We start from the raw sequence: 19791 nt of genomic DNA, 5'->3' as shown, positions 1-19791 counted from the left end.
TTATTACCGTTATGGTCTATAACGCAGATGCTTGTTTTCTTCTGGGAAACATCAAGTCCAACGAAAGTTTTCATGGCAATCACCTCAGATATCACAGACTGGGATCGTATTAAGATTACAGCATGTGGTTCCAGACGTGCCCCTGCCTGCGCAGCACCTGAAAAAGCTTCTTAAAGCCGTAGCGGGGATAGCGCTCTGCCAACCCGGTCAGCACCTGGATCACCGCTTCATCACGCCGGGTATCGGGCTGGTAACAATACACCGTCCTGCTCAGCGATAACGTCCTGCATGCCTGGCGTATGCTCATCGTAAACTGCGCGGTCAGATAGTTGACGAGCTCACGCTTTATCGCTGGTTTTAAAGCTTTTTTTCGATGACATCTTTCAGTGCACGGCATTCAAGACTGAGATCGGCAAACATTTGTTTGAGACGGCGATTTTCGTCCTCAAGATCCTTCATCTTTTTGATATCAGAGGCTTCCATCCCGCCGTACTTTGCTTTCCAGTTGTAGTACGAGGCCTCAGATATTCCCGCTTCGCGGCAGACATCTTTGACGTTGCGTCCGGCTTCGACGGATTTCAGAACGGCGATGATCTGGTGCTCAGTGAATCGGGCTTTTCGCATGGTGATCTCCTCGAAGGACATAATCAGTATGTCGGAAGATCTCTAAAAGTGAATGGTCCGGTTAAGCGGGATACTTACACAGTTAGGGGAGGTGATCTGGCCCGATAAACCCTAACCCCACCCATTTAGATGTAATAATGAAAATTAAGCCAATTCGCTAAGATTTGGCTTTTTTAATTTCCTCAACCTGCTTAATAGCTAACTCAATTTTATCAAAATCAATATGAGCTAAGTCTTCTGGATCAAGATCCCACCATTTTAAATCAAGTAGTTTTGTAATTGTTTCATCATTAAATCTATAGCGTATAATCTTGGCAGGAACTCCACCAACAATTGCAAAAGGGGGAACGTCCTTTGTTACTACTGCTCCAGCTCCAATGATTGATCCATGACCGATTTTCAAACCTTGCATGACAATTGCACTGGCACCAACCCAAACATCACTACCTATTACAGTCTCTGATCTTCTATTGAATGTTTTGTTTGCCGGTGGATCATATTGAAAAACATGTGTGGAAAGCCAATCGGTAGGATGTTCATCCGGGGCAATGTTAGCAAATCGTGCGAATGAACAGTAATTACCAATTTTTGTATGACTATAAACTGTCACCCATAAGTTCAAGTAATTATGCTTTCCTATTGTGCAGTGATTGTGTACCGCTGCAAATTCACCTAGGTACGTGTTGGTACCAATTATAGTGTCAACGCCTAGCACGCGACCATCAGAGATAAGCCTTTTTTCACGCAGAGCACTCTCTGCCTTAAGATTTATGATTTGATCCCCCATCTCTTGTATCTTTGATTCGAGCAATGATAATTTTTGGAGGGTGCTTTTTAAAATCCATGTCCTAATCTTGAACATCCAAAACCTCGTGATTGTTAAGTTTTTTGATTAATATAAACACTAAGTATTCAACCATGGTTATTATAGGTTGATGATCAATCTCTATTGCCTCTGGTTTTAAAAAACGGTTTTTCAATGTATTTATATGTGTAACCAGAAATAAAAACAGTGAGCAATATTATTGAGATTGCCAGCAATGAGTTCATAAAGTTGTCACTGCCTTTGAAGTTTAGGAAAATGAAAAGCAAAGGTGTGTGCATTAAATATATGGAAAATGAGCGCTTCCCTAACATTACAAAAAAACTATTATCCAAAAATGAAAGCCATTTGAACCCAACGCTCCCAATCAGAGATATTGATAAAGATAATAATGCAACCATAAGAAAGTAAACGTGCATAGAGAAATTACCCTCTTTTATGACAGCGCACATCAGCAAAAAACCGCCAACACCTAAAATCGATGTAAGAATGGTGCTTTTTGTAAAGAAATCATGATATTTCAAAACAATCTTATAAGAGATTACACCTAATGACATGCTAAAGAGGCATCTTACGATACCGCCATTAACCAGGAATGAAACAGGTTGATCAATATCATGAGGCTTGATGCTAAAGTAAGAGGCTAAAAATATAGATGTTAATGCTATGAGATAAGGTGCAAGTTTGTTTTTACAGCTCATAAACGCTAATAATGTTCCAATATAAAACTCAATAGATATTGACCAGCTAGGCTGGTTGCTTGACAAATTAAAACCAACTGCAATGGAGTTCATTAGTAATGTGTCACCAAGCATGTTTTTAAAAGACACATCACCTATCCAGTCTGGATAAGCTACACCGACACTCACATATAATGAAATAGGTATTAGAATAATTCCCAGTATATGCATGGGATATAATCTTAGAAAGCGTTTCTTAGCAAATGAGGTGAATGACATTAAACCACTTTCAATCTCATTATGATGCGCATGATATAGAACGATTCCAGATAATATAAAAAACACATCAACTGCAAACGATGCATTATGAATAGGGTATATTCGAGATCCCCACCCAGTATAATGGCCAAACGCATGAGACAATGCGACTATGATAGCCAGAGCGCCGCGAATGCCATCCAACCCTTTAAGTCTTTCCATGTAAAAAACCCGTTAAATACGTAATTATTTCTGTAGCTTAGGGTAGGATAATTCTTACCACCATTCAATCGCTAATATTAGCGCCAACTAAATTCCCTTTCTCACCAAGTCCTTCTCACATGACCGGCATAAAAAAGCCCGGTGACCGGGCAATGACTCAGCCGCTCCTGTCTATGCCGGTTGCGGGGTGGGTCATTTGAGATTAGTCATTCATCACCGAGCCTGCATGACAAAAAAACCTTTCTTCATCGCGCCCTTACAAATCTGTTAACCGTTCCGCTTTGATCAAAAGTATCGATCGATATTACTGTTTATGTATACAGTTTTTGGCAAGGGAGGATTTTAATCATGCCACGCGAATCCCGCCGTGTGATTCGAACGAATGAAATGGTGTGTCGTAATTGTGTCGACACATAATGCAGATGGATTTCTGAGAAATGCACTTAACGACACATTACTTTGCGCGAGCATGGATTTTTGTCATTAAATCAGTATGTTAAATGATGATCTCCTATCTTCTAAGCCTTAGGTCACAGGTTCGAGCCCTGTAAGGCGTCCCATTCAAATCAAGCAGTTAACTGTCAGCCGTTCCCTCCCAAATTTGCGAGTGGGACAGATTTGGGACTGGAACCCCAAAAATAACGTCTATCTGCTTCGCGTGCTCCGTTAAATGATTTGTCGCCAGAAGCGCGATCGCCGTACCATCTCGAGCGACTCCCAGCCGCCCATTTCCTGAAGAACTGATCGCGTGACACCGGCCTTAATCAGCCAGCTTGCATCAGCACTAAGAAATGTCTGATAGATTCAGCTAAGCACAAGAATATGGTTTGGTAAATAAAATACTCATAGGTAGGAAATGAAATGATCAAAAAATCCTGAATCTATGGCTTGATTACATTGATACTGTTGAAGGAATAAATAAAGCTACTGAAAAAGACATACAGCCTGGTCTGTTGAACCAGGCTAAGAATAACAGAAGCTAAAATATCCGTCATATATCTAGTAATTTAAAGTTGATTTCAGCATTGCTTCATTTGGTTGAATGGTAATACAGTTTTCAGAACAATTGTTGCTATTGGAAATCACAGGGTTTTTGGGTACAGAGTATGAGAATCCCTTGCTTTTCTTAATAGTTAAAAGTATGCCTCTTGCAGCCCATGGTGCATAGACAGAGTTCTCTCCGAACTCGTCATATCTCACAATACGGGAAAAGGCACCCCAGTTACGCTTAGAGATATCTACCATAACGGCTCCGCTAAAAGATTTATCTACTTTGTTGCTAATTTCAGAAGCTACGGATTCTATCTCTGATATCTGGTTAGATATCATATAGTTATTTATATTTCCTGTCGCGGTCACTCCGGCAGATGCAATCAACAGAACTGATAATACTCCAGCTCCTTTGATTCTGAAGTGTGTGAATAAAAAGTCAGAAAATTTCATTAAACCAAATAATGAGACCGCAACTATACAGATAGACATTGCAACAATGGATCTTTGTGCAGCCCAACTTTCAGATACGTATAAGTTAGGGAAGTACGACCCAGCAATAAAAACAAGCGTGAAGAGAACTTTTTTAATTCCATCTTTATTACTGTAGATATAGGCCAGGCCCATACAAAAGAAGACAAGACCAATTATAAGCATGGGTTCGCTGGCAGATATACTGTAGTTAGCCAAGGAGTTTGGTATAGCTTCACCAAAAAACCATCGGATTTTACCCGTTGGGTTATCTGTCATCGTAGAGCGAGATAATGTTTGTCCAAAAGCTAGCAGAGGGACAACTTTAATCATGATGAGGCTTGAAAGCATGCCAGAGCACATCATCACAAAAGAATTAAAAAGAACTCGGTAATTAACGGATTTTGGTGACAGGCACTGATCTAACAAAGCAAAAGCCATAAATGCCATGCCGGCAGGTTGATATATTGCAAATGAGCAACATATAAACATCCATGATATTAACCATCTGACCAGTTTTTTGTTAAAAAAAGAAGAAGTCAAACAAGAGTAAGATAAACCACTAAACAATACAGCAAGAGTAAAAGGATAACATGTTGCCCAAGACGAATACACCTGAAAAGAAGGAAGCAAGGCAATCATCAAGGGAAATGTGAAATTATATTCGTCCCTGTTAAAAAGATGTATTTTAGTTATAAATCTGTTTATAAATACAGCAAGAGCAAAAAGAGATATCACTGAAAACGATCTCTGCATCCAAAGGTCTTCAATGCCACTAGTTATCACTCCATCTATTATTCTGAAAAGGGCAAAAAGAGGCCTGCCTGAGGATATATCAAATACATAGGGTGCATCTAAACCTGCTAATGCGTTTTCAATAGTGCCAAAATCATCCAAAAAAGCATAAGTGGATGTTAAGACACTTGAGTAAAAAGAAATTATTACTATGAAATAGGATAATAATATAAATTTTATATTGTTAAGATTTATAGGCATATGTAAATTCCATTGCTTAATGGCATCTTTTAAATGATTAATAAGTCTTTATGGTTCTTTAGGATAAGTCTTATCTCAAACGATCGCAATAATTACTGAAAATTACTTGCGGCAAGCATAGAAAAGCCCGGTAGCTGGAAGGATACAGTCTTAGTTCGTATCAGCAGATTGCGGTATAAGGTATTTAAGATTAGTGACTTATTGCGCCGGCTACCCGGCTAACACTCCATCTTTTCTTAAAGCTTTACCCATCTGTTGACTGGTACGCCTTGATCAAAAGTGCTGAATGATACAACCATTTATTCATTCAGAATCTTCAAAGGGGCCTCATCACCATCACCATCCAAAAGTGCCAGAGTAGTCACATGAATTGCCATAACGTCGTCAATTTTTGCATGCGCGTTTGGCCTGTTGATTTGCTGACAGGTATACATGCCTGCGTACTATTACGATAGATGACCCATCTTCCATTTTCTGCAATGCCGAAGTGACACGCCGGCCTGAGCCCGGCAGCTTGCCTGCGTATTGCGAAGGCCATGAAATCAGTAATACCCTCCGCCTTGGTATTCTCCGCATACATAATTGTTGAGTACTACAACTCCCGTACCGCAGTAATTATCACGGTCGGGGACAGGCCAAACCGGGTTGAAAGCCGATGCCGGAAACATCTACAGCGGTAGCCTGTTGCTCTGTCATAAAATTCAGTCAGTAGTTGATGTTGAATTGGGAAGTGTTAAGATAATGCTTACTGGCAATAAACAATCATTTTGCAGGGTAGGGTAATGCAATCATTAGTAAACCATAATGCCATCCATGAAGAATTGCCTGTCGCGGCCAATGATGCAAATGCCTTAGCAACCACTATTGATACTATGGTAACTGCAAAGGGTATAATCCCTGCCTGTGCTGCAAAAATTTTATATGTGGCTACAGAATTCAATAATGAAACATACGATATAACAAAAAAACCGGCTTATCCTATATTTCGTTATTAACATAAGCGCCCAATAAGGGCGCCTGTATCTTTAAATGTTTGATTTAATATCGTTTGCTATTATCTGATGAACCATGCCTTTGTTGGGTAGTACAATACTTTCCAATTCAGCGATTTCATTATTTTTATCTTCAAGACTTCCATCATTAAATTTGTCGAGGAAAAATAGAACACTAGCGAAATCATTCGCTATGTGATTGCATTTTGCAGCAAGAATTCCTAATTCGTTGAACTCAGCGTGGTTATCATTTTCAATAAAAATGGATGGTTTATGGAATAAAGGATATTCTACAATAAAGGATATACCATCGGTCACAAGGATATCGGACCAATCAAAGGAAGCAACATAATCATAATCGTAGTCCATGCTGGTATTATTCAGCGATGTCCATTTAGAAAGAAAATAATCAACATTGCTCTTTATTTCGTCAGATTTTGCCCGCATAAAATCAAAAAGGGCCGGATGCGGTCTTAATTTGATGTGAACATTGTTATTTTCTTCAGCGTAACGCAAAAAATCCAGATAATTTTTATCGAACGTACCAAATGATAGCCACCCTTGATCTACACTATGATGCGGTGCCCATAATATATTTGTAATTCCGGATTTTTTTTCAGAATCGCCAGTTTCTTTCATTTTAGTATGTATGTAATCAAGCTTCGGGTGTCCGAAGTATCTTGCGTTCACGCCGCGTAAAAGAGAGTTTTTGCACAGTTTTTCATAGGCATATTGCGTGTCACAGTAAATCCGCCAACTATTATTGTGCAGATCCTGATTTGACTGGAAGTCAAAGTCTGTTCCTGATGAAATATTTTTTACTATATTTACTGCATAATAAGGGACATAACATAATTTTGCGAAATTTATTCTGTTAGCACTGAATCCTGGTGGAATATCATGATCCCATGGCGATTGTCTAAATATAACATCAGGAGATAGTGTTGTGAGGATTGTAGAAATTTCCTTGTCAGAATAACTACTAATTCTCATATGATTAATGCCGATTTTTGATAAGGCAGCACTGGTAATCTCTTCGCCAGAATAACCCTCCACACCAGGGAAGGATCTCGGTATGCTTGCAATGGTTACTTTTAAATCGGGATCTTGAGATAATTCAAGAAATAAATTAGCGACAGAATACCATGTATTCATATTATGAATTAAAAATAAAACATGTGGTTTCATTTTATTATATGAATTTTTCTTTGATATGATATTTAGTAAGCTAAAGATTCGCTCTGCATCCTCTCCTTTAACCGGCGATTCTAGCAGTTCTAAAACTCCAGAGGAAATAGTATCTAAAGATTTATTCGTTAATTTTAAAGTTTCTATTTGTTCTTTTAGTATTACTAATTCATCTGTAATACGAGAAAGTGCTAATTGCTCTTTTTCTTTCTCAGTAACAAAAATGTCTTGCATGTTTTTGACTGACATTAATAAATTATCAATGCCTGATTTATTTTCATTAATACCATAATGAATGTTATCAAATCTTTTAAGGAAAGGTGATAATAAATATTTAGCCACTTTTTTCATTGTTAAGCCTTATTTATGAAAATAAACTCAAATTGTCATTGAAATATACTGTAACTTAACACAATAGCTATCAAGGGTATTAGAGATTTCTTTGAGAAAACTCTTAGAAGGGGCGTTGATATAAATTTCTTTGCTACCGGTCACTCAAGCATGGGAACAATGAGTGGCCTGAGTGATCCGAAATCGAGGTCCTTAACGCCTGCGCATTCCACTACGAGACCTCTGGCTGATTGCTGTTATGGCGGCTTAAAGTGAAATTTTGGCTGTTTGGGTATCAGGAGTCATATCTGGCTTCATGTGATCACGACTTTTACTGGGTGGCAACTGTCTTACGCAAGGGGATTCGCTAACTATCAGCGCACCGGTAAAGTGTGTCCTCCGATTTGACACGGAGGAGAGATAAGATCTTTGACTTTCCTTTTAATACAGGTATTTCAGTCAACATCTTTTATATGCCTGAACTTCAGTCCCTGTAAAAGGGCCGGGACATTTCTACTCAGCGGGGACTAAAAATCCAGTTCAAGAGCAAAACACAGGTAGGACATCAACGGTGCACAATGTCTGAACTGTTCTGCGCAAAAATCGATAACATCAGGCTTACACAGATCCTCAAAAGCGATGTTTTTAATTGCGATAAAATCTTTGCGTTTTAATTCAGCTAACAATGGGTGATTTTTATCGAAGCCTCTTGGCGGACGACTGAGACTGTCGCCATCCATTACAAACCCGTTATCATGCAATGTTTTGAGCGCTTTTTGATAAGCATTGGGGTTTTCATCAATGCACGCGCGAATCGCGTTTAACGCTTTTGATTCCGGATGCCAGATCCCCGCTGCAATAAAACAACCGTCTTCGGCGATGTGCAGATAGAGTCCCGGAGCGTGAACATCTTTGCCCTGAAAGTGACGAAACTGAATGCCAACATTGGTTTTGTATGGCGTTTTATCTTTGCTGAACCGGCTGTCGCGCTGCGGGCGCATCAGGCTGCCGCCCACTTTTTTCGCGACGGCAGTCAGTCTCGGAGAAATGGCAATAATCTCAGGCTGCATTTGCTCGATAAAGCGCAGCGCGGGGGTTCTGAGCGTGTTCTCGTATTCATCCTGATTGGCTTTAAACCAGTCGCGGGTATTGTTTTGCGCGAGCTTATTCAGAAATTGCAGGCCGGCGGCGCTAAAGATTGTCCCAGCCGCAACCGGCGTTTTAGGTGTCTGAGTCGTCATTATCATTGAACCTTTCTTACTGCTGATGGAAGAATCAGGGAAGATCCTGACGCCTGAACCCATTCAGTGCAAACTGAAAAGTAAAAAATTTTCATGATTAAACGATGTGGGGAGCAGTGTGCTCTTAAGCCCGCCAGTGGAGTTCGGCGGGCCTTTTCATGTCTGAGACCGGTCAGTTAATCGCGGCAGTTACTTTTCCCGCTTTCCCTAACCCGCCCTTCGCCCGTTCACTCAGCTCAAACAATACGGGTAATAAATGTGCGGTCGCCTTCAGATAGGCGCTGACCTGCGGGATGCCTTCCGGCGGTACTATCTCGCCATTCTCCAGCCCTTCACTCAGGCACAATAAGCCGTGACACAACCCTTCGGCAGAGTCGGATGCCAGCGCGCTGATACCATAAAGACGACCACCTGAGACGCTAGACTCGGGTGGCAGCTCAGACAGGGTTAGCGTACCGGCTTACACGAATCCGATGCTTCTTGCGAAGCCCCTGCCTGAGCCACCATTATTTGGGGTGAATCAAAGCATACGAAATTATCACATAATTTCGTCGTGTAAGTATCGGAACGCTAATTCCCGCTGCGGATCGTGCCGCAGCGGGGAAACTTTATTCCTGCTGCCGGAACAAATAAACAGGCTGGATGCATTTACAGGGAGTTGTATTCAGATTTGGAAGACATCTCGTAAGGTTCTGCTCTGCCTGTCTTTTATTCTGCCGTAATATTTCCCCGTCATCTTCTCTCCGGTGATCCCGATCACAAAAAGTCCGGCGCAGCACGATTGTGTATATATGTGCCTTTCCTGCTCTCACCCCACAGGACACTTGTGCTTATCGTAATGACTGAATGATTTTTTTCTGATGTCCGTTGCTGTATTCCCTCTTTCCGGAGAAAAAAATGTCGTCATCTGATGTAGCAAAACTGACTGAAAGTCCGCTCAAAAATACCAAAGTAATGAACCTGTTTGTGTCTTTTGCGGCGGCGATGGCGGGGCTGTTATTCGGTCTCGATATTGGCGTGATTTCTGGTGCGCTTCCCTTTATTACTGATCATTTTGTGCTGAGCAGTCGTCAGCAGGAATGGGTTGTCAGCATCATGATGCTTGGTGCGGCGTTCGGTGCACTGGCCAATGGCTGGCTTTCTTTCCGGCTGGGACGTAAATACAGCCTGATGGCGGCGGCACTGCTGTTTATCCTCGGTTCTCTGGGCTCGGCTTTCGCTTCGAGCGTCGAAATCCTGATGGTGTCGCGCCTGATCCTCGGCTTTGCTGTCGGCATTGCCTCCTACACCGCACCGTTGTATCTGTCTGAAATGGCGTCAGAAACTATTCGCGGTAAGATGATTGCCATGTATCAGCTGATGGTGACACTTGGCATTTTGCTGGCCTTCCTTTCTGACACCGCCTTCAGCAGCAGCGGTGACTGGCGCGCGATGCTGGGCGTGCTGGCTATCCCGGCATTTGTTCTGATGATCGCCGTGTGTTTTTTACCGAATAGTCCGCGCTGGCTGGCTGCCAAAGGGCAGCATATTGAAGCCGAGCGTGTGCTGAGAATGCTGCGCGACACCTCGGAAAAAGCCCGTCAGGAACTGAATGAAATCCGTGAAAGCCTTAAACTGAAACAGGGCGGATGGGAATTGTTTAAAGCCAACGGCAACGTGCGTCGCGCCGTCGGTTTAGGCATGTTGTTGCAGGCAATGCAGCAGTTTACCGGCATGAATATCATCATGTATTACGCGCCGAAGATTTTTAACCTGGCGGGTTTTACCAGTACACGCCAGCAGATGATCGCCACCATTATTGTCGGGCTGACGTTCGTGCTTGCGACGTTTATTGCCATCGGCATGGTCGATAAGGCCGGACGCAAACCGGCACTGAAAATTGGGTTTAGCGTGATTGCGCTCGGCACGCTGGTGCTGGGATATTGCCTTCAGCAGTTCAATCTGGGCACGGCCGGTACAGCACTTTCCTGGCTGTCGGTCGGTATGACCATGATGTGCATTGCCGGTTACGCCATGAGTGCTGCGCCGGTGGTGTGGATCCTGTGTTCTGAAATTCAGCCGCTGAAAAGCCGTGATTTTGGTATCACCTGTTCGACGACTACCAACTGGATTTCGAACATGATTATCGGCGCTACTTTCCTGACACTTATGGATAATATCGGTGCGGCAGGGACATTCTGGCTATACACCGCGCTGAACGTGGTGTTTGTGGTGATCACTTTCATCCTGATACCGGAAACGAAAAACGTCACGCTGGAGCAAATTGAAAGAAATCTTATGGCCGGGAAAAAACTGCGCGATATCGGGCAGTAAAGACCCCGATCCTTCATAGTGGATGTGAACTTTATCAAGGAGCAGTTGATGCGCGATTTACATAAAATGACGGGTGGGCTGGATTACCATATTAATGACGACGAATTACGCGAAATTCGTTATCAGACCCGAGATAAAGTGGACGCATTTAATGCGCTGGGTGCCCGTCAGACGGCGGAGAAAGATGCCCTGATCAGGGAAATTTTTGGGGAAGTAGGCAGCAATGTCCATTTTGAAAAAGGCATGCGCATTGACTACGGCATAAATACCCGGATCGGGAATAATGTGTTCATCAATTTTAATTTTGTATTACTCGATTGCGCGCCGGTCACGATAGGGAATAACGTTTTTATCGGCCCTGATGTGCAAATTTATACCGCACAGCATCCGCTGGATATCGATTTACGTCGTGAACATATTGGCAGCGCCCGGCCGGTGAGCCTGGGTAACGATGTCTGGGTTGGCGGCGGATGCGTGATATTACCCGGTGTGACCCTCGGCGATGGCTGCACAATTGGCGCCGGAAGTGTCATCACTCGACCGGTGCCTGCGGGGGTTGTCGCCTGTGGAAATCCCTGCCGGGTGGTACGCAACCTGACGTAATTTATATCTGACAGTCTTTCAGACATAAAAAAGCCCGCTCCAGGCGGGCTGCAAATGCAAAAAGTACAATATTTCTTAAAGTGCGGACAGAATGAGACACAACTTAAATAAAATCAATTAATTATCTTCATGAAATAAGTGTCAACACTCTTTGCGTGTGTTTTGATTAAATAGTGATCGGTGCGACTAATTTTTATATCGCAGCGCATCAAGCAGCAAGGCAAACTTGCCCTCTGGTCGCAAGAAACGAACGGCGTTATGGTTTATCCTATGACGAACTTTCCAGCAGTGGTTACCGAAGCGGAGAATGAGATGACAGATAAAATGAAAATTACCAAAAGCGGTTCTGTACCCTCACAAGCAGGGCCGGAAAATTATTTTACCGGCACAGTACGTATCGACGCGCCGTTCAGCGGCACCGAATCCGCCCGTGTCGGTGGCGCAACCGTGACCTTTGAACCGGGCGCACGTACCGCATGGCATACGCATCCGTTGGGTCAGACGTTGATCATCACACACGGCCGCGGCTGGGTGCAGGAAGACGGCGGCGAAATCCGCGAAATGAATGTGGGTGATATTGTATGGATCCCGGAAGGGGTGAAGCACTGGCACGGAGCTACTCCGGAGAATGCGATGACTCACATCGCGATTGCTGAATCCCTCAATGGCAGTCCGGTTGAGTGGATGGAGAAAGTGACGGAAGCTCAGTACAGTAAGTAATTTTCTGCTGTTGTGAAATTTATATCACTTTGCTCAAAGGGGAGGGTAAAAGCCGCTTTTTTGCAGCATAAGGTAAATGCTTAAAATCACGACAGCTATTTCTGTTTTTCCGGCTTTTTAACCTAAACTTTTCGGTTAACCATTGTCCTGTCTTATTTAACGCTAAAAACCCACGCTGTTCGGCCCATTAAAAACACCGCTTTCAGTAGCTCTGAGATCAGTAACTCGACTAATATAAATAAAAATCAACTCAAGAGCCGTTTCCCGTATGCCATATTATTCTCCAGGTGAAAGTCTCGTTCGCGAGCGCTCAGAGCGCTTCTTGCGGCGAATGTACTTAATGCGGATACTTGGCACTTTTCTTTGCTTTTTTCCTGTATTTTCGGTGCTTCTTGAACGCAATGCATCCTGGATACCCATCAGCCTGCTGGCGCTGAATGCCTTTGTCTGGCCGCATATTGCCATGCTGATTGCACAGCGTTCAAATCATCCTAATCAGGCGGAATTCCGAAACCTGGCATTCGATGCCATCGCGGGAGGCGCCTGGGTGGCGCTGATGGGGGTTTGCCCGCTGCCGTCGGCCATTATTACGGCTATTCTCATCGCTGACCGCTTTTCCGCCGGTGGCTGGCAATTGCTGTGCCGCGCCGCGTTGTTTTATTGTGCTGGTTTTATTATCTGCTGGCCATTATCGGGAATGACGTTTTACTCCACCGTTACCAACCGGACGTTGTGGCTGACGTTGCCGCTTTCCACGATTTATATTATTGCTTTCAGTGCCGCCAATTATTCCATTTCCAGAAAGCTGCGGGATAAACAACACGAGCTGGAAAAAGCCGCCCTGATGGATCCTTTTCTCGGTTTGCCTAACCGGAGGCTACTCGACCGGCGGCTGATGCTGGAGTTTGAACGCGCAAAACATGATTTATCCTGCCTGATGGTGCTGGGCGTCGATGATTTGAAAATGGTGAATGATTTGTTCGGGCGTGAAGCGGGGGATTATGTGTTGCGCTCGGTATCAGCGATTTTACGTCAGGAAACCGGGCAAAATGATTTCCCGGCTATTCTGGGGGGTGACGAATTTGTGGTAATCCTGCCGGGTATTTCCGAAGAAGAAGCGTATGCCGTGGGTTACCGGTTATTACTCAAAACCTCAGAAATACGTTTATCGCAGGATTCAGGTTTCCAGTGCTCGCTGAGTATCGGCGTGGCGACATCCCGAAATTATGATGATTATAACCAGTGGCTGGAGGCTGCCGAACGGGCATTGGTGAATGTGAAACACAATGGCAAAAACAGTATTGGCAGCGTGAGCCGGACGGATGTCTCTGCTCAGCTACACTTATAACGTTAACGTTTTCCGGGATGAGTAATGAAAAAGATCACCATGATGTGGGTTGCCGCGGCAGTCGCTGCGGGTTTACTGGCAGGCTGTTCATCTATCGATAAACCGGTTGGCGATGCTCCCTATCGCCCGGCCAATTTTGACCCTTCCTTCACCCAGGGTGAGGCAAGTTACACAACGTCCGTCTTTTCAATCCTTGAACGTCAGCGCCGTGCGGACACTTATAAAAAGATTTTCGATTTTTGTACCGGCAAATTCCAGACAATGGGGGAGAGTAATGACGGTGAGAAGGTTCATATAAGATTTACCTGCTTGCCGAAACAGACTGTACAGACGCAAAACTCGTACTCCATGCAGCAGACGTCACCTTCGTTGTACTAAAAATGACTATCGGCAGCTTTATCCGGAGATTTTATGCACAAGGAAAGACCTGATTTTATCCGACACTGGACCGAACTTGAAGGTCCTGACGACGGCAATTATCCCGGTGATGATGAACTGATGTCGCTGGGTGCCCCCCTTGGCAGAGCGCTTGGTCTGACGAAAATTGGCATTCATCACGAACGTTTGTTACCGGGACGTCGTACCTGTTACGCCCACGCGGAAAGTACTGAAGATGAATTTGTGTATGTGCTGGAAGGGCATCCTGATGCGTGGATTAATGGTTATCTGCACCCGCTGAAACCGGGCGATGCTGTGGCATTTCCGCACGGTACCCGTATCTGCCACACCTTCATTAACAACAGCGATGAGGAAGTGCGTCTGCTGGTCGTCGGCGAGGCCAACAAGCCGGAAAATCGCATTTATTATCCGCTGAATCAGGAATATGAAGCGACGCGCAAAGACCGCTGGCGGGACGTACCGGAGCAGCAATTTGGTGATCATGACGGCCTGTCGGATTTGCATCGTGAGCAAAAGAAAAAACCGGTCAGTTGAATACCGGCTTTTCTCGTGAAGACGTGCTTTTAAGCCCATTTACTGAATGGAGAGCGATTGCCAGCGCTGCTGACAATACGGCATCATTCGGTGAATTTTCAGGCTCTGTGCCTGATGACGGTTCAGTGAATAGCCCTCCGGCGTAATTTCTAACGTGTCGCCGGTTTGCAGCTTAAAGTCATTATCAACGGACAAAATCAGCTTCAGGTTTTTAAAAGCCTGAATGCAGATATATTTCAACCCGCTCTGTGGGATATTCAGGATTTCTATGATTTTCCATTCCATACGCGCACTCCTTTTCTGTTACTGCCTGATTTTTCGTTTCCCTTTTCTACATCAGTTCCCTGTCATTTTTTGTCATCACAAGGTAATGATTTCTTTATAGGCGTTCCTGTTATTTCAATGCTTGAAGTGACTCACAAAAAAGGATTGCAGAAACTCCTGCAGATCGCAGAATGGATTATTTAAGAAAATAAACGCGATTTTCGGAAGGTTATTCCGAACCTGACAGAAACGTAAAAGACTTGAAATCACTATCAGAAAACAGGTATTTCTGAACTCTTTATAATTTTCAGGGCTGAATATTATGACAACCGGTTCAATCTTTCCCCCACAAGATGATTTCATCTGGCTCGAAGGTTTACGCAACGAGAAAGCGCTGGAATGGGCGCGTGAGCAAAATACCATCACACTGGCCGCCTTTACGCAGGGCAAAGATTTCGACCCGCTGCGGGAGAAAGTGCTGGCAGGCCTGAACTCACCGGACCAAATCCCCGGTGTGTGGAAATGTGGCAACGACTGGTACAACTTCTGGCAGGATGCGAAGAACCCGAAGGGCATCTTACGCAAGACCACGTTGGATGAATTCCGTAAAGCCGAACCGCAATGGGAAACCGTGCTGGATATTGATGCACTGGGTAAAACTGAAGGGAAAGAGTGGGTGTTTCACGGTTTCTGGAATTTGAAACCGGATTTTGACCGTGCACTTTTAGTGCTGTCTCCGGACGGGGGGGACGCCTCTGAAGTGCGTGAGTTTGATTTACTCACTCAGGATTTTGTGACGGACGGTTTTTATTTACCGGTCGCTAAAAGCCGCATCAGCTGGATTGACCGCGATCATTTATTTGTTGCCACCGATTTTGGTGAAGGTTCCATGACCGGTTCCGGATACCCGCGCATCGTTAAAATCTGGCAGCGCGGAACACCGCTTAGTGAAGCGGTCACCGCATTCAGTGCCGAAAAGACAGACATGATGGCGGTGGGGTATCGCGATGCCCTGAAAGGGTTTGAGCGCAATTATGTGGTGCGTGTCACTGACTTCTATCACCGCGAAGTCTTCCTGCTGGATGACCTTAAAAACTTAGTCAAAATCGACGTACCGGCGGATGCCAAATTCAGTACCTGGCGGGAGTGGATCCTGATCCAGCCTTCCAGTGAATGGCAGGTGAACGGTGAAAGCTGGCCATCCGGTTCGCTGCTGACCATGAATTTTGACGCCTTTATGGCGGGCGAACGTACGCTGAAACCGCTGTTTGTACCGGGTCCGCATGTTGCTCTCAGTGGTGTTACGTCAACCCGTGACCAGCTCAACGGCTATTCCTACACCCGTGATCATATTATTCTCAGCATCACGCGGGATGTCGTCAACCGGCTTGAAGTGCTGACGCCGAAAGATGGCAGGTGGCAGCGTGAACCGTTCGGTAAAGTGCCGGAACTGAGCAAAATCAACGCGTGGGGCGTGGATGATGAGACCAATGAATATTTCATGAGTGTCAGTGGTTTCCTGCAACCGGCCAGTTTGTCACTCGGAAATCTCGATAACGGCACGGACGTGGAATCTGAAATGCTGAAACAAGATCCTTCGCATTTCGATGCCACCCGTTATCAGGTCAGCCAGCTTTTTGCGGTGTCCGACGACGGTACCCGCGTTCCGTATTTTGTCATCTCGTCCAAAGACGTGGTGTATGACGGCAGAAATCCGACGCTGCTGTATGGCTACGGCGGTTTCGAGGTCTCACTTGAGCCGTATTATCTTGGCGTCAGTGGCGTGGCGTGGCTCGATCGCGGCGGCGTGTTTGTGGTGGCGAATATACGTGGCGGTGGTGAGTACGGACCGGAATGGCATAAAGCGGCGCTGAAAGAAAAACGTCTGCGCGCTTATGAAGATTTCGCGTCTGTGGCGAAGGCACTGATTGCCAGCAAAATCACCTCACCGGCCCACCTGGCGGCGCAAGGCGGCAGCAACGGCGGCTTGCTGGTTGGCAATATGCTGACGCGCTACCCGGAATTATTCGGGGCCATCGTGTGTGAAGTGGCGCTGCTGGATATGTACCGGTACACGCAAATCTCGGCAGGCGCGTCGTGGATTGCTGAATATGGCGACCCGCAGAAACCAGAAGAGTGGGCATTTATCCGCGAATTTTCGCCGTATCATAATATCGATCCGACAAAAAAATATCCGCCGGTATTGTTCTCAACAGCGACCAGTGATGACCGTGTCGGGCCTGACCATGCACGTAAAATGGCAGCGAAAATGCAGGCGCTGGGTATTCCGGATGTCTATTTTTACGAGAATACGGACGGCGGCCACAGTGCGGCGGCTGACAAAAAACAATCCGCGTTTAAACGGGCGATGGTGAGCGAATTCCTGCTGCACTTTATCGGCCGTGACAAAGCCGCCGGTTGATATAACCTGTGAGAGTCTGATGTAAAACGGGATGCCTTGCGGTATCCCGTTAATATTTCGACATGTTTTATCCCTTCATATCGGCTTTAAAAACGTTGCTCCTTCCACCTTTCCTTGTTTATTATTTCGGCCTGAATTGATAACAATTATCAAAATCATTTTTTATTCATTCTCATTTTCGGGTGATCGTATGTTAAAGAACACTGCACGTGTGCTGGCTGTTACCGGTCTGATGGCGACTTCCTTCGCCAGTTTTGCTACCACCTATCCGCTGACGGTCACGGATATGGCCGGCCAGAAAGTCATCATTGATAAAGCACCTCAGCGGATTATTTTGCAGGACGGACGCGATCTTCTGGCCCTGGCCGTGTTAGATAAAGCCAATCCTTTTCAGCATGTAGTGGCCTGGAATAATCTGCTGAAGAAAAGCGACAGTGGCACCTGGGATATGCTGAAAAGCAAATGGCCTGAATCGGCGAAAATTCTCGATATGGGATTCAATGATAAAGGGCAGGTGGATCTGGAAACAGTAATCGCTAAAAAACCGGATCTGATGATTGCGCAATTGCGGGCGAAAGATTCACTGGCTCAGGCGGGCGTACTGGATAAACTTGCCGCGCTGCATATCCCTGTGCTGTTTGTCGATTATGAATTGGATCCGGCAAAAAATACCGCGCCAAGTATTGAGCTGCTCGGCAAAGTGATGAATCAGGAAGACAATGCCCGCGCTTATACCACATTCTATAATCAACATTTCCAGGCTATTCAGAAAGCCGTCTCGGCGATTCAAACCAGGCCGCATGTCTTTATCGAGCCGATTGCCGGTCGTGACGACTCCTGCTGTTTCACCCACGGTAATGCAGGATGGGGAAAACTTATCCAGGCGGTAGGTGCCAGTAACATCGGCTCCAAACTGCTGCCCGGCGCATCAGGCACTGTTTCTCTGGAACAGGTGATCAGCATGAAGCCGGACGTTTACATCATGACCGGTTCGGCGCGTCCGAAAAGCGGTTCCGTGACGCACATTCTGCCGTTCGGCTACGGCGCAGATGAAGCGGATGTGGAGAAAGAGGCTAAAGTGCTGCTTTCACGCACCGGCGTGGCGCAAATCCCTGCAGTGAATGCGGGCCGTGTTTATGGTGTTTATCACCAGTTCTACAACCATCCGTATAATATTGTCGGCATGGAATACCTGGCGAAGTTTATTTATCCGCAACAGTTTAAAGATCTGGACCCGGCGAAGACTTACCACGACATCGTGCGTAACTATACTAACCTGCCGGATCAGGATTTCATCTTCGGCTGGACGCCGAAAAAGTAAGTACAGATATTTTCCCCGCCTGTGGCCTCACAGGCGGATTTTCAACCCCTCAGCGCGTTTTCCTCACTAACTTTACCTCCGTCACATTTGTTGACACTCCGTTAATTCATACAAAAATATAACTGTATTACTGTATCTGTATAACGCCGACTGGCGTCGTTTCTGACGCAGTGCGACACATCAACAAGGTGAATTTATGCAATCTGAAGAACAGCGTTTAATTGACGGGCTTTTTAGTCGCTTACAACAGGCTGAGTCCAGTACGGCACCGCGTGATGCGGAGGCTGAACGTGTGATTCAGGCTCATATCCGGCAGCAGCCGTCTGCCCCGTATTACATGGCGCAGGCGATGATTATTCAGGAAGCCGCGCTGACTAAACTGAATGCGCAGGTACAGGAACTGCAACAGCAGGTACAGCTGTTGCAACAACAGGCACAGACCGCTAAACCGCAAAGCACCGGTTTTCTGGCCGGCTTGTTTGGCGGTGGCTCGTCTCAGCCTGAACCGCAACGCCAGACGTCGCAGGGCAGTCAGCCCATTCCTGGTACGCAGGCGTGGGGAAACCCGCCTCAGCAACCGCAATATGCCTCACAGCCGCAACAGCAGGCACCGGCCGCACCGCAGCAACCGGGTTTTCTGGGCAGTGCATTGCGCACGGCGGCGGGCGTCGCGGGCGGGGTGGTGCTGGCAGATATGCTGACCGGCATGTTCCATCACAGCCAGCCGCAGGAAATCGTCAATATCATCGAAGAACCGCCGGTTCAGGATCTCAATCCGGCTGACAGCAGCTTCCTCGATAACAGTCAGAGTTTCGGCAGCAGTCAGCCTTCATGGGAAGATGCGTCGTTGCGTAATGATAATGCGGATCCCGGTTTCGGAAATGATGATTTCGACACTGACGATTTCAACAATGATGATGACTCATTTTTCTAACCGCTTGATGTCAGACGGCTATTAACGGCCCTTTTGGCAGCAGAAAAAAGTAACAGAAAGCGAAGAGTGAGAGGTTTATCGCTTATTGCCATCAGAATTCTGGACAAAAGTGAAATCT

The 19791-nt window shown here is 45.5% G+C and carries 17 protein-coding genes and 2 pseudogenes; 10 read left to right on the top strand and 9 right to left on the bottom strand.

The window, feature by feature from the left end; genetic code table 11:
* Positions 1-124: 124 nt before the first annotated feature.
* From EVX52_RS03740 to EVX52_RS03725, 5 genes and pseudogenes are all read right to left on the bottom strand, one after another.
* Positions 125-624 (bottom strand): annotated as a pseudogene (locus EVX52_RS03740) (transposase); the annotation flags it as partial.
* A 157-nt stretch (positions 625-781) separates the two neighbouring features.
* On the bottom strand, positions 782-1486 hold the full coding sequence (locus EVX52_RS03735) for a CatB-related O-acetyltransferase (protein ID WP_129990606.1): 705 nt from the start codon (positions 1484-1486) through the stop codon (positions 782-784).
* A gap of 77 nt (positions 1487-1563) precedes the next feature.
* The gene (locus tag EVX52_RS03730; protein WP_129990605.1) at positions 1564-2607 is read right to left on the bottom strand and encodes an acyltransferase; all 1044 of its coding nucleotides are present in this window, start codon (positions 2605-2607) and stop codon (positions 1564-1566) included.
* 574 nt (positions 2608-3181) lie between these two features.
* Positions 3182-3384, bottom strand: a pseudogene (locus tag EVX52_RS25430) (integrase); the annotation flags it as partial.
* A 222-nt stretch (positions 3385-3606) separates the two neighbouring features.
* On the bottom strand, positions 3607-5064 hold the full coding sequence (locus tag EVX52_RS03725) for a hypothetical protein (protein ID WP_129952086.1): 1458 nt from the start codon (positions 5062-5064) through the stop codon (positions 3607-3609).
* Between the two features lie 782 nt (positions 5065-5846).
* On the opposite strand from EVX52_RS03725, the gene EVX52_RS03720 reads away from it, so the two are divergent.
* Entirely contained in the window at positions 5847-6059 is a 213-nt protein-coding gene (locus EVX52_RS03720) for a hypothetical protein (RefSeq protein WP_129990604.1), read from the top strand.
* A 30-nt stretch (positions 6060-6089) separates the two neighbouring features.
* On the opposite strand, the gene EVX52_RS03715 is transcribed toward EVX52_RS03720, so the two are convergent.
* The 3 genes from EVX52_RS03715 to EVX52_RS03705 form a co-directional block, all read right to left on the bottom strand.
* The gene (locus EVX52_RS03715; protein WP_129990603.1) at positions 6090-7595 is read right to left on the bottom strand and encodes a hypothetical protein; all 1506 of its coding nucleotides are present in this window, start codon (positions 7593-7595) and stop codon (positions 6090-6092) included.
* Positions 7596-8101: 506 nt separating this feature from the next.
* Positions 8102-8815 carry a DUF2461 domain-containing protein gene (locus tag EVX52_RS03710; RefSeq protein ID WP_129952083.1) on the bottom strand — a complete coding sequence of 238 codons (714 nt, stop codon included), beginning with the start codon at positions 8813-8815 and terminating at the stop codon, positions 8102-8104.
* Positions 8816-8987: 172 nt separating this feature from the next.
* A complete protein-coding gene (locus tag EVX52_RS03705; protein WP_240783430.1) occupies positions 8988-9176 on the bottom strand; it encodes a hypothetical protein in 189 nt (62 codons plus the stop codon).
* Positions 9177-9685: 509 nt separating this feature from the next.
* On the opposite strand from EVX52_RS03705, the gene EVX52_RS03700 reads away from it, so the two are divergent.
* The 6 genes from EVX52_RS03700 (at position 9686) to EVX52_RS03675 (ending at position 14732) form a co-directional block, all read left to right on the top strand.
* Positions 9686-11128 carry a sugar porter family MFS transporter gene (locus tag EVX52_RS03700; RefSeq protein WP_255466661.1) on the top strand — a complete coding sequence of 481 codons (1443 nt, stop codon included), beginning with the start codon at positions 9686-9688 and terminating at the stop codon, positions 11126-11128.
* 48 nt (positions 11129-11176) lie between these two features.
* On the top strand, positions 11177-11731 hold the full coding sequence (locus EVX52_RS03695; RefSeq protein ID WP_129952080.1) for a sugar O-acetyltransferase: 555 nt from the start codon (positions 11177-11179) through the stop codon (positions 11729-11731).
* 324 nt (positions 11732-12055) lie between these two features.
* Complete coding sequence (locus tag EVX52_RS03690; protein WP_129990618.1) at positions 12056-12451, top strand: cupin domain-containing protein; 396 nt, start codon at positions 12056-12058, stop codon at positions 12449-12451.
* Positions 12452-12719: 268 nt separating this feature from the next.
* Positions 12720-13799 (top strand): diguanylate cyclase domain-containing protein, encoded by a 1080-nt coding sequence (locus EVX52_RS03685; RefSeq protein WP_129990600.1) that lies wholly within the window; start codon positions 12720-12722, stop codon positions 13797-13799.
* Between the two features lie 24 nt (positions 13800-13823).
* The gene (locus EVX52_RS03680; RefSeq protein WP_129952078.1) at positions 13824-14177 is read left to right on the top strand and encodes a hypothetical protein; all 354 of its coding nucleotides are present in this window, start codon (positions 13824-13826) and stop codon (positions 14175-14177) included.
* Positions 14178-14210: 33 nt separating this feature from the next.
* On the top strand, positions 14211-14732 hold the full coding sequence (locus EVX52_RS03675) for a cupin domain-containing protein (RefSeq protein WP_129990599.1): 522 nt from the start codon (positions 14211-14213) through the stop codon (positions 14730-14732).
* Between the two features lie 39 nt (positions 14733-14771).
* On the opposite strand, the gene EVX52_RS03670 is transcribed toward EVX52_RS03675, so the two are convergent.
* Positions 14772-15017, bottom strand: coding sequence for a hypothetical protein (locus tag EVX52_RS03670; RefSeq protein WP_129952076.1), 246 nt, complete (start codon positions 15015-15017; stop codon positions 14772-14774).
* Positions 15018-15318: 301 nt separating this feature from the next.
* Here EVX52_RS03670 and EVX52_RS03665 point away from each other — a divergent pair, with 301 nt between their 5' ends.
* From EVX52_RS03665 to EVX52_RS03655, 3 genes are all read left to right on the top strand, one after another.
* Positions 15319-17418: a prolyl oligopeptidase family protein gene (locus EVX52_RS03665; RefSeq protein WP_129990598.1), complete on the top strand. Its 2100-nt coding sequence runs from the start codon at positions 15319-15321 to the stop codon at positions 17416-17418.
* A 190-nt stretch (positions 17419-17608) separates the two neighbouring features.
* The gene (locus EVX52_RS03660) at positions 17609-18739 is read left to right on the top strand and encodes an ABC transporter substrate-binding protein (RefSeq protein WP_129952074.1); all 1131 of its coding nucleotides are present in this window, start codon (positions 17609-17611) and stop codon (positions 18737-18739) included.
* A 196-nt stretch (positions 18740-18935) separates the two neighbouring features.
* Complete coding sequence (locus tag EVX52_RS03655; RefSeq protein WP_129990597.1) at positions 18936-19673, top strand: DUF2076 domain-containing protein; 738 nt, start codon at positions 18936-18938, stop codon at positions 19671-19673.
* Positions 19674-19791 lie beyond the last annotated feature (118 nt).

The organism is Rahnella sp. CFA14(1/10) (genome assembly GCF_004195095.1).
Classification (GTDB): Bacteria; Pseudomonadota; Gammaproteobacteria; order Enterobacterales; family Enterobacteriaceae; genus Rahnella; species Rahnella perminowiae.
This window is presented reverse-complemented; position numbering and strand designations above follow the sequence as displayed.

What these genes read in the sequence shown, in the direction of transcription:
- EVX52_RS03735 (WP_129990606.1), bottom strand. Translation starts at nt 1,486, where the DNA reads ATGTTCAAGATTAGGACATGGATTTTAAAAAGCACCCTCCAAAAATTA.
- EVX52_RS03730 (WP_129990605.1), bottom strand. Translation starts at nt 2,607, where the DNA reads ATGGAAAGACTTAAAGGGTTGGATGGCATTCGCGGCGCTCTGGCTATC.
- EVX52_RS03725 (WP_129952086.1), bottom strand. Translation starts at nt 5,064, where the DNA reads ATGCCTATAAATCTTAACAATATAAAATTTATATTATTATCCTATTTC.
- EVX52_RS03720 (WP_129990604.1), top strand. Translation starts at nt 5,847, where the DNA reads ATGCAATCATTAGTAAACCATAATGCCATCCATGAAGAATTGCCTGTC.
- EVX52_RS03715 (WP_129990603.1), bottom strand. Translation starts at nt 7,595, where the DNA reads ATGAAAAAAGTGGCTAAATATTTATTATCACCTTTCCTTAAAAGATTT.
- EVX52_RS03710 (WP_129952083.1), bottom strand. Translation starts at nt 8,815, where the DNA reads ATGACGACTCAGACACCTAAAACGCCGGTTGCGGCTGGGACAATCTTT.
- EVX52_RS03695 (WP_129952080.1), top strand. Translation starts at nt 11,177, where the DNA reads ATGCGCGATTTACATAAAATGACGGGTGGGCTGGATTACCATATTAAT.
- EVX52_RS03690 (WP_129990618.1), top strand. Translation starts at nt 12,056, where the DNA reads ATGAAAATTACCAAAAGCGGTTCTGTACCCTCACAAGCAGGGCCGGAA.
- EVX52_RS03685 (WP_129990600.1), top strand. Translation starts at nt 12,720, where the DNA reads ATGCCATATTATTCTCCAGGTGAAAGTCTCGTTCGCGAGCGCTCAGAG.
- EVX52_RS03680 (WP_129952078.1), top strand. Translation starts at nt 13,824, where the DNA reads ATGAAAAAGATCACCATGATGTGGGTTGCCGCGGCAGTCGCTGCGGGT.
- EVX52_RS03675 (WP_129990599.1), top strand. Translation starts at nt 14,211, where the DNA reads ATGCACAAGGAAAGACCTGATTTTATCCGACACTGGACCGAACTTGAA.
- EVX52_RS03670 (WP_129952076.1), bottom strand. Translation starts at nt 15,017, where the DNA reads ATGGAATGGAAAATCATAGAAATCCTGAATATCCCACAGAGCGGGTTG.
- EVX52_RS03665 (WP_129990598.1), top strand. Translation starts at nt 15,319, where the DNA reads ATGACAACCGGTTCAATCTTTCCCCCACAAGATGATTTCATCTGGCTC.
- EVX52_RS03660 (WP_129952074.1), top strand. Translation starts at nt 17,609, where the DNA reads ATGTTAAAGAACACTGCACGTGTGCTGGCTGTTACCGGTCTGATGGCG.
- EVX52_RS03655 (WP_129990597.1), top strand. Translation starts at nt 18,936, where the DNA reads ATGCAATCTGAAGAACAGCGTTTAATTGACGGGCTTTTTAGTCGCTTA.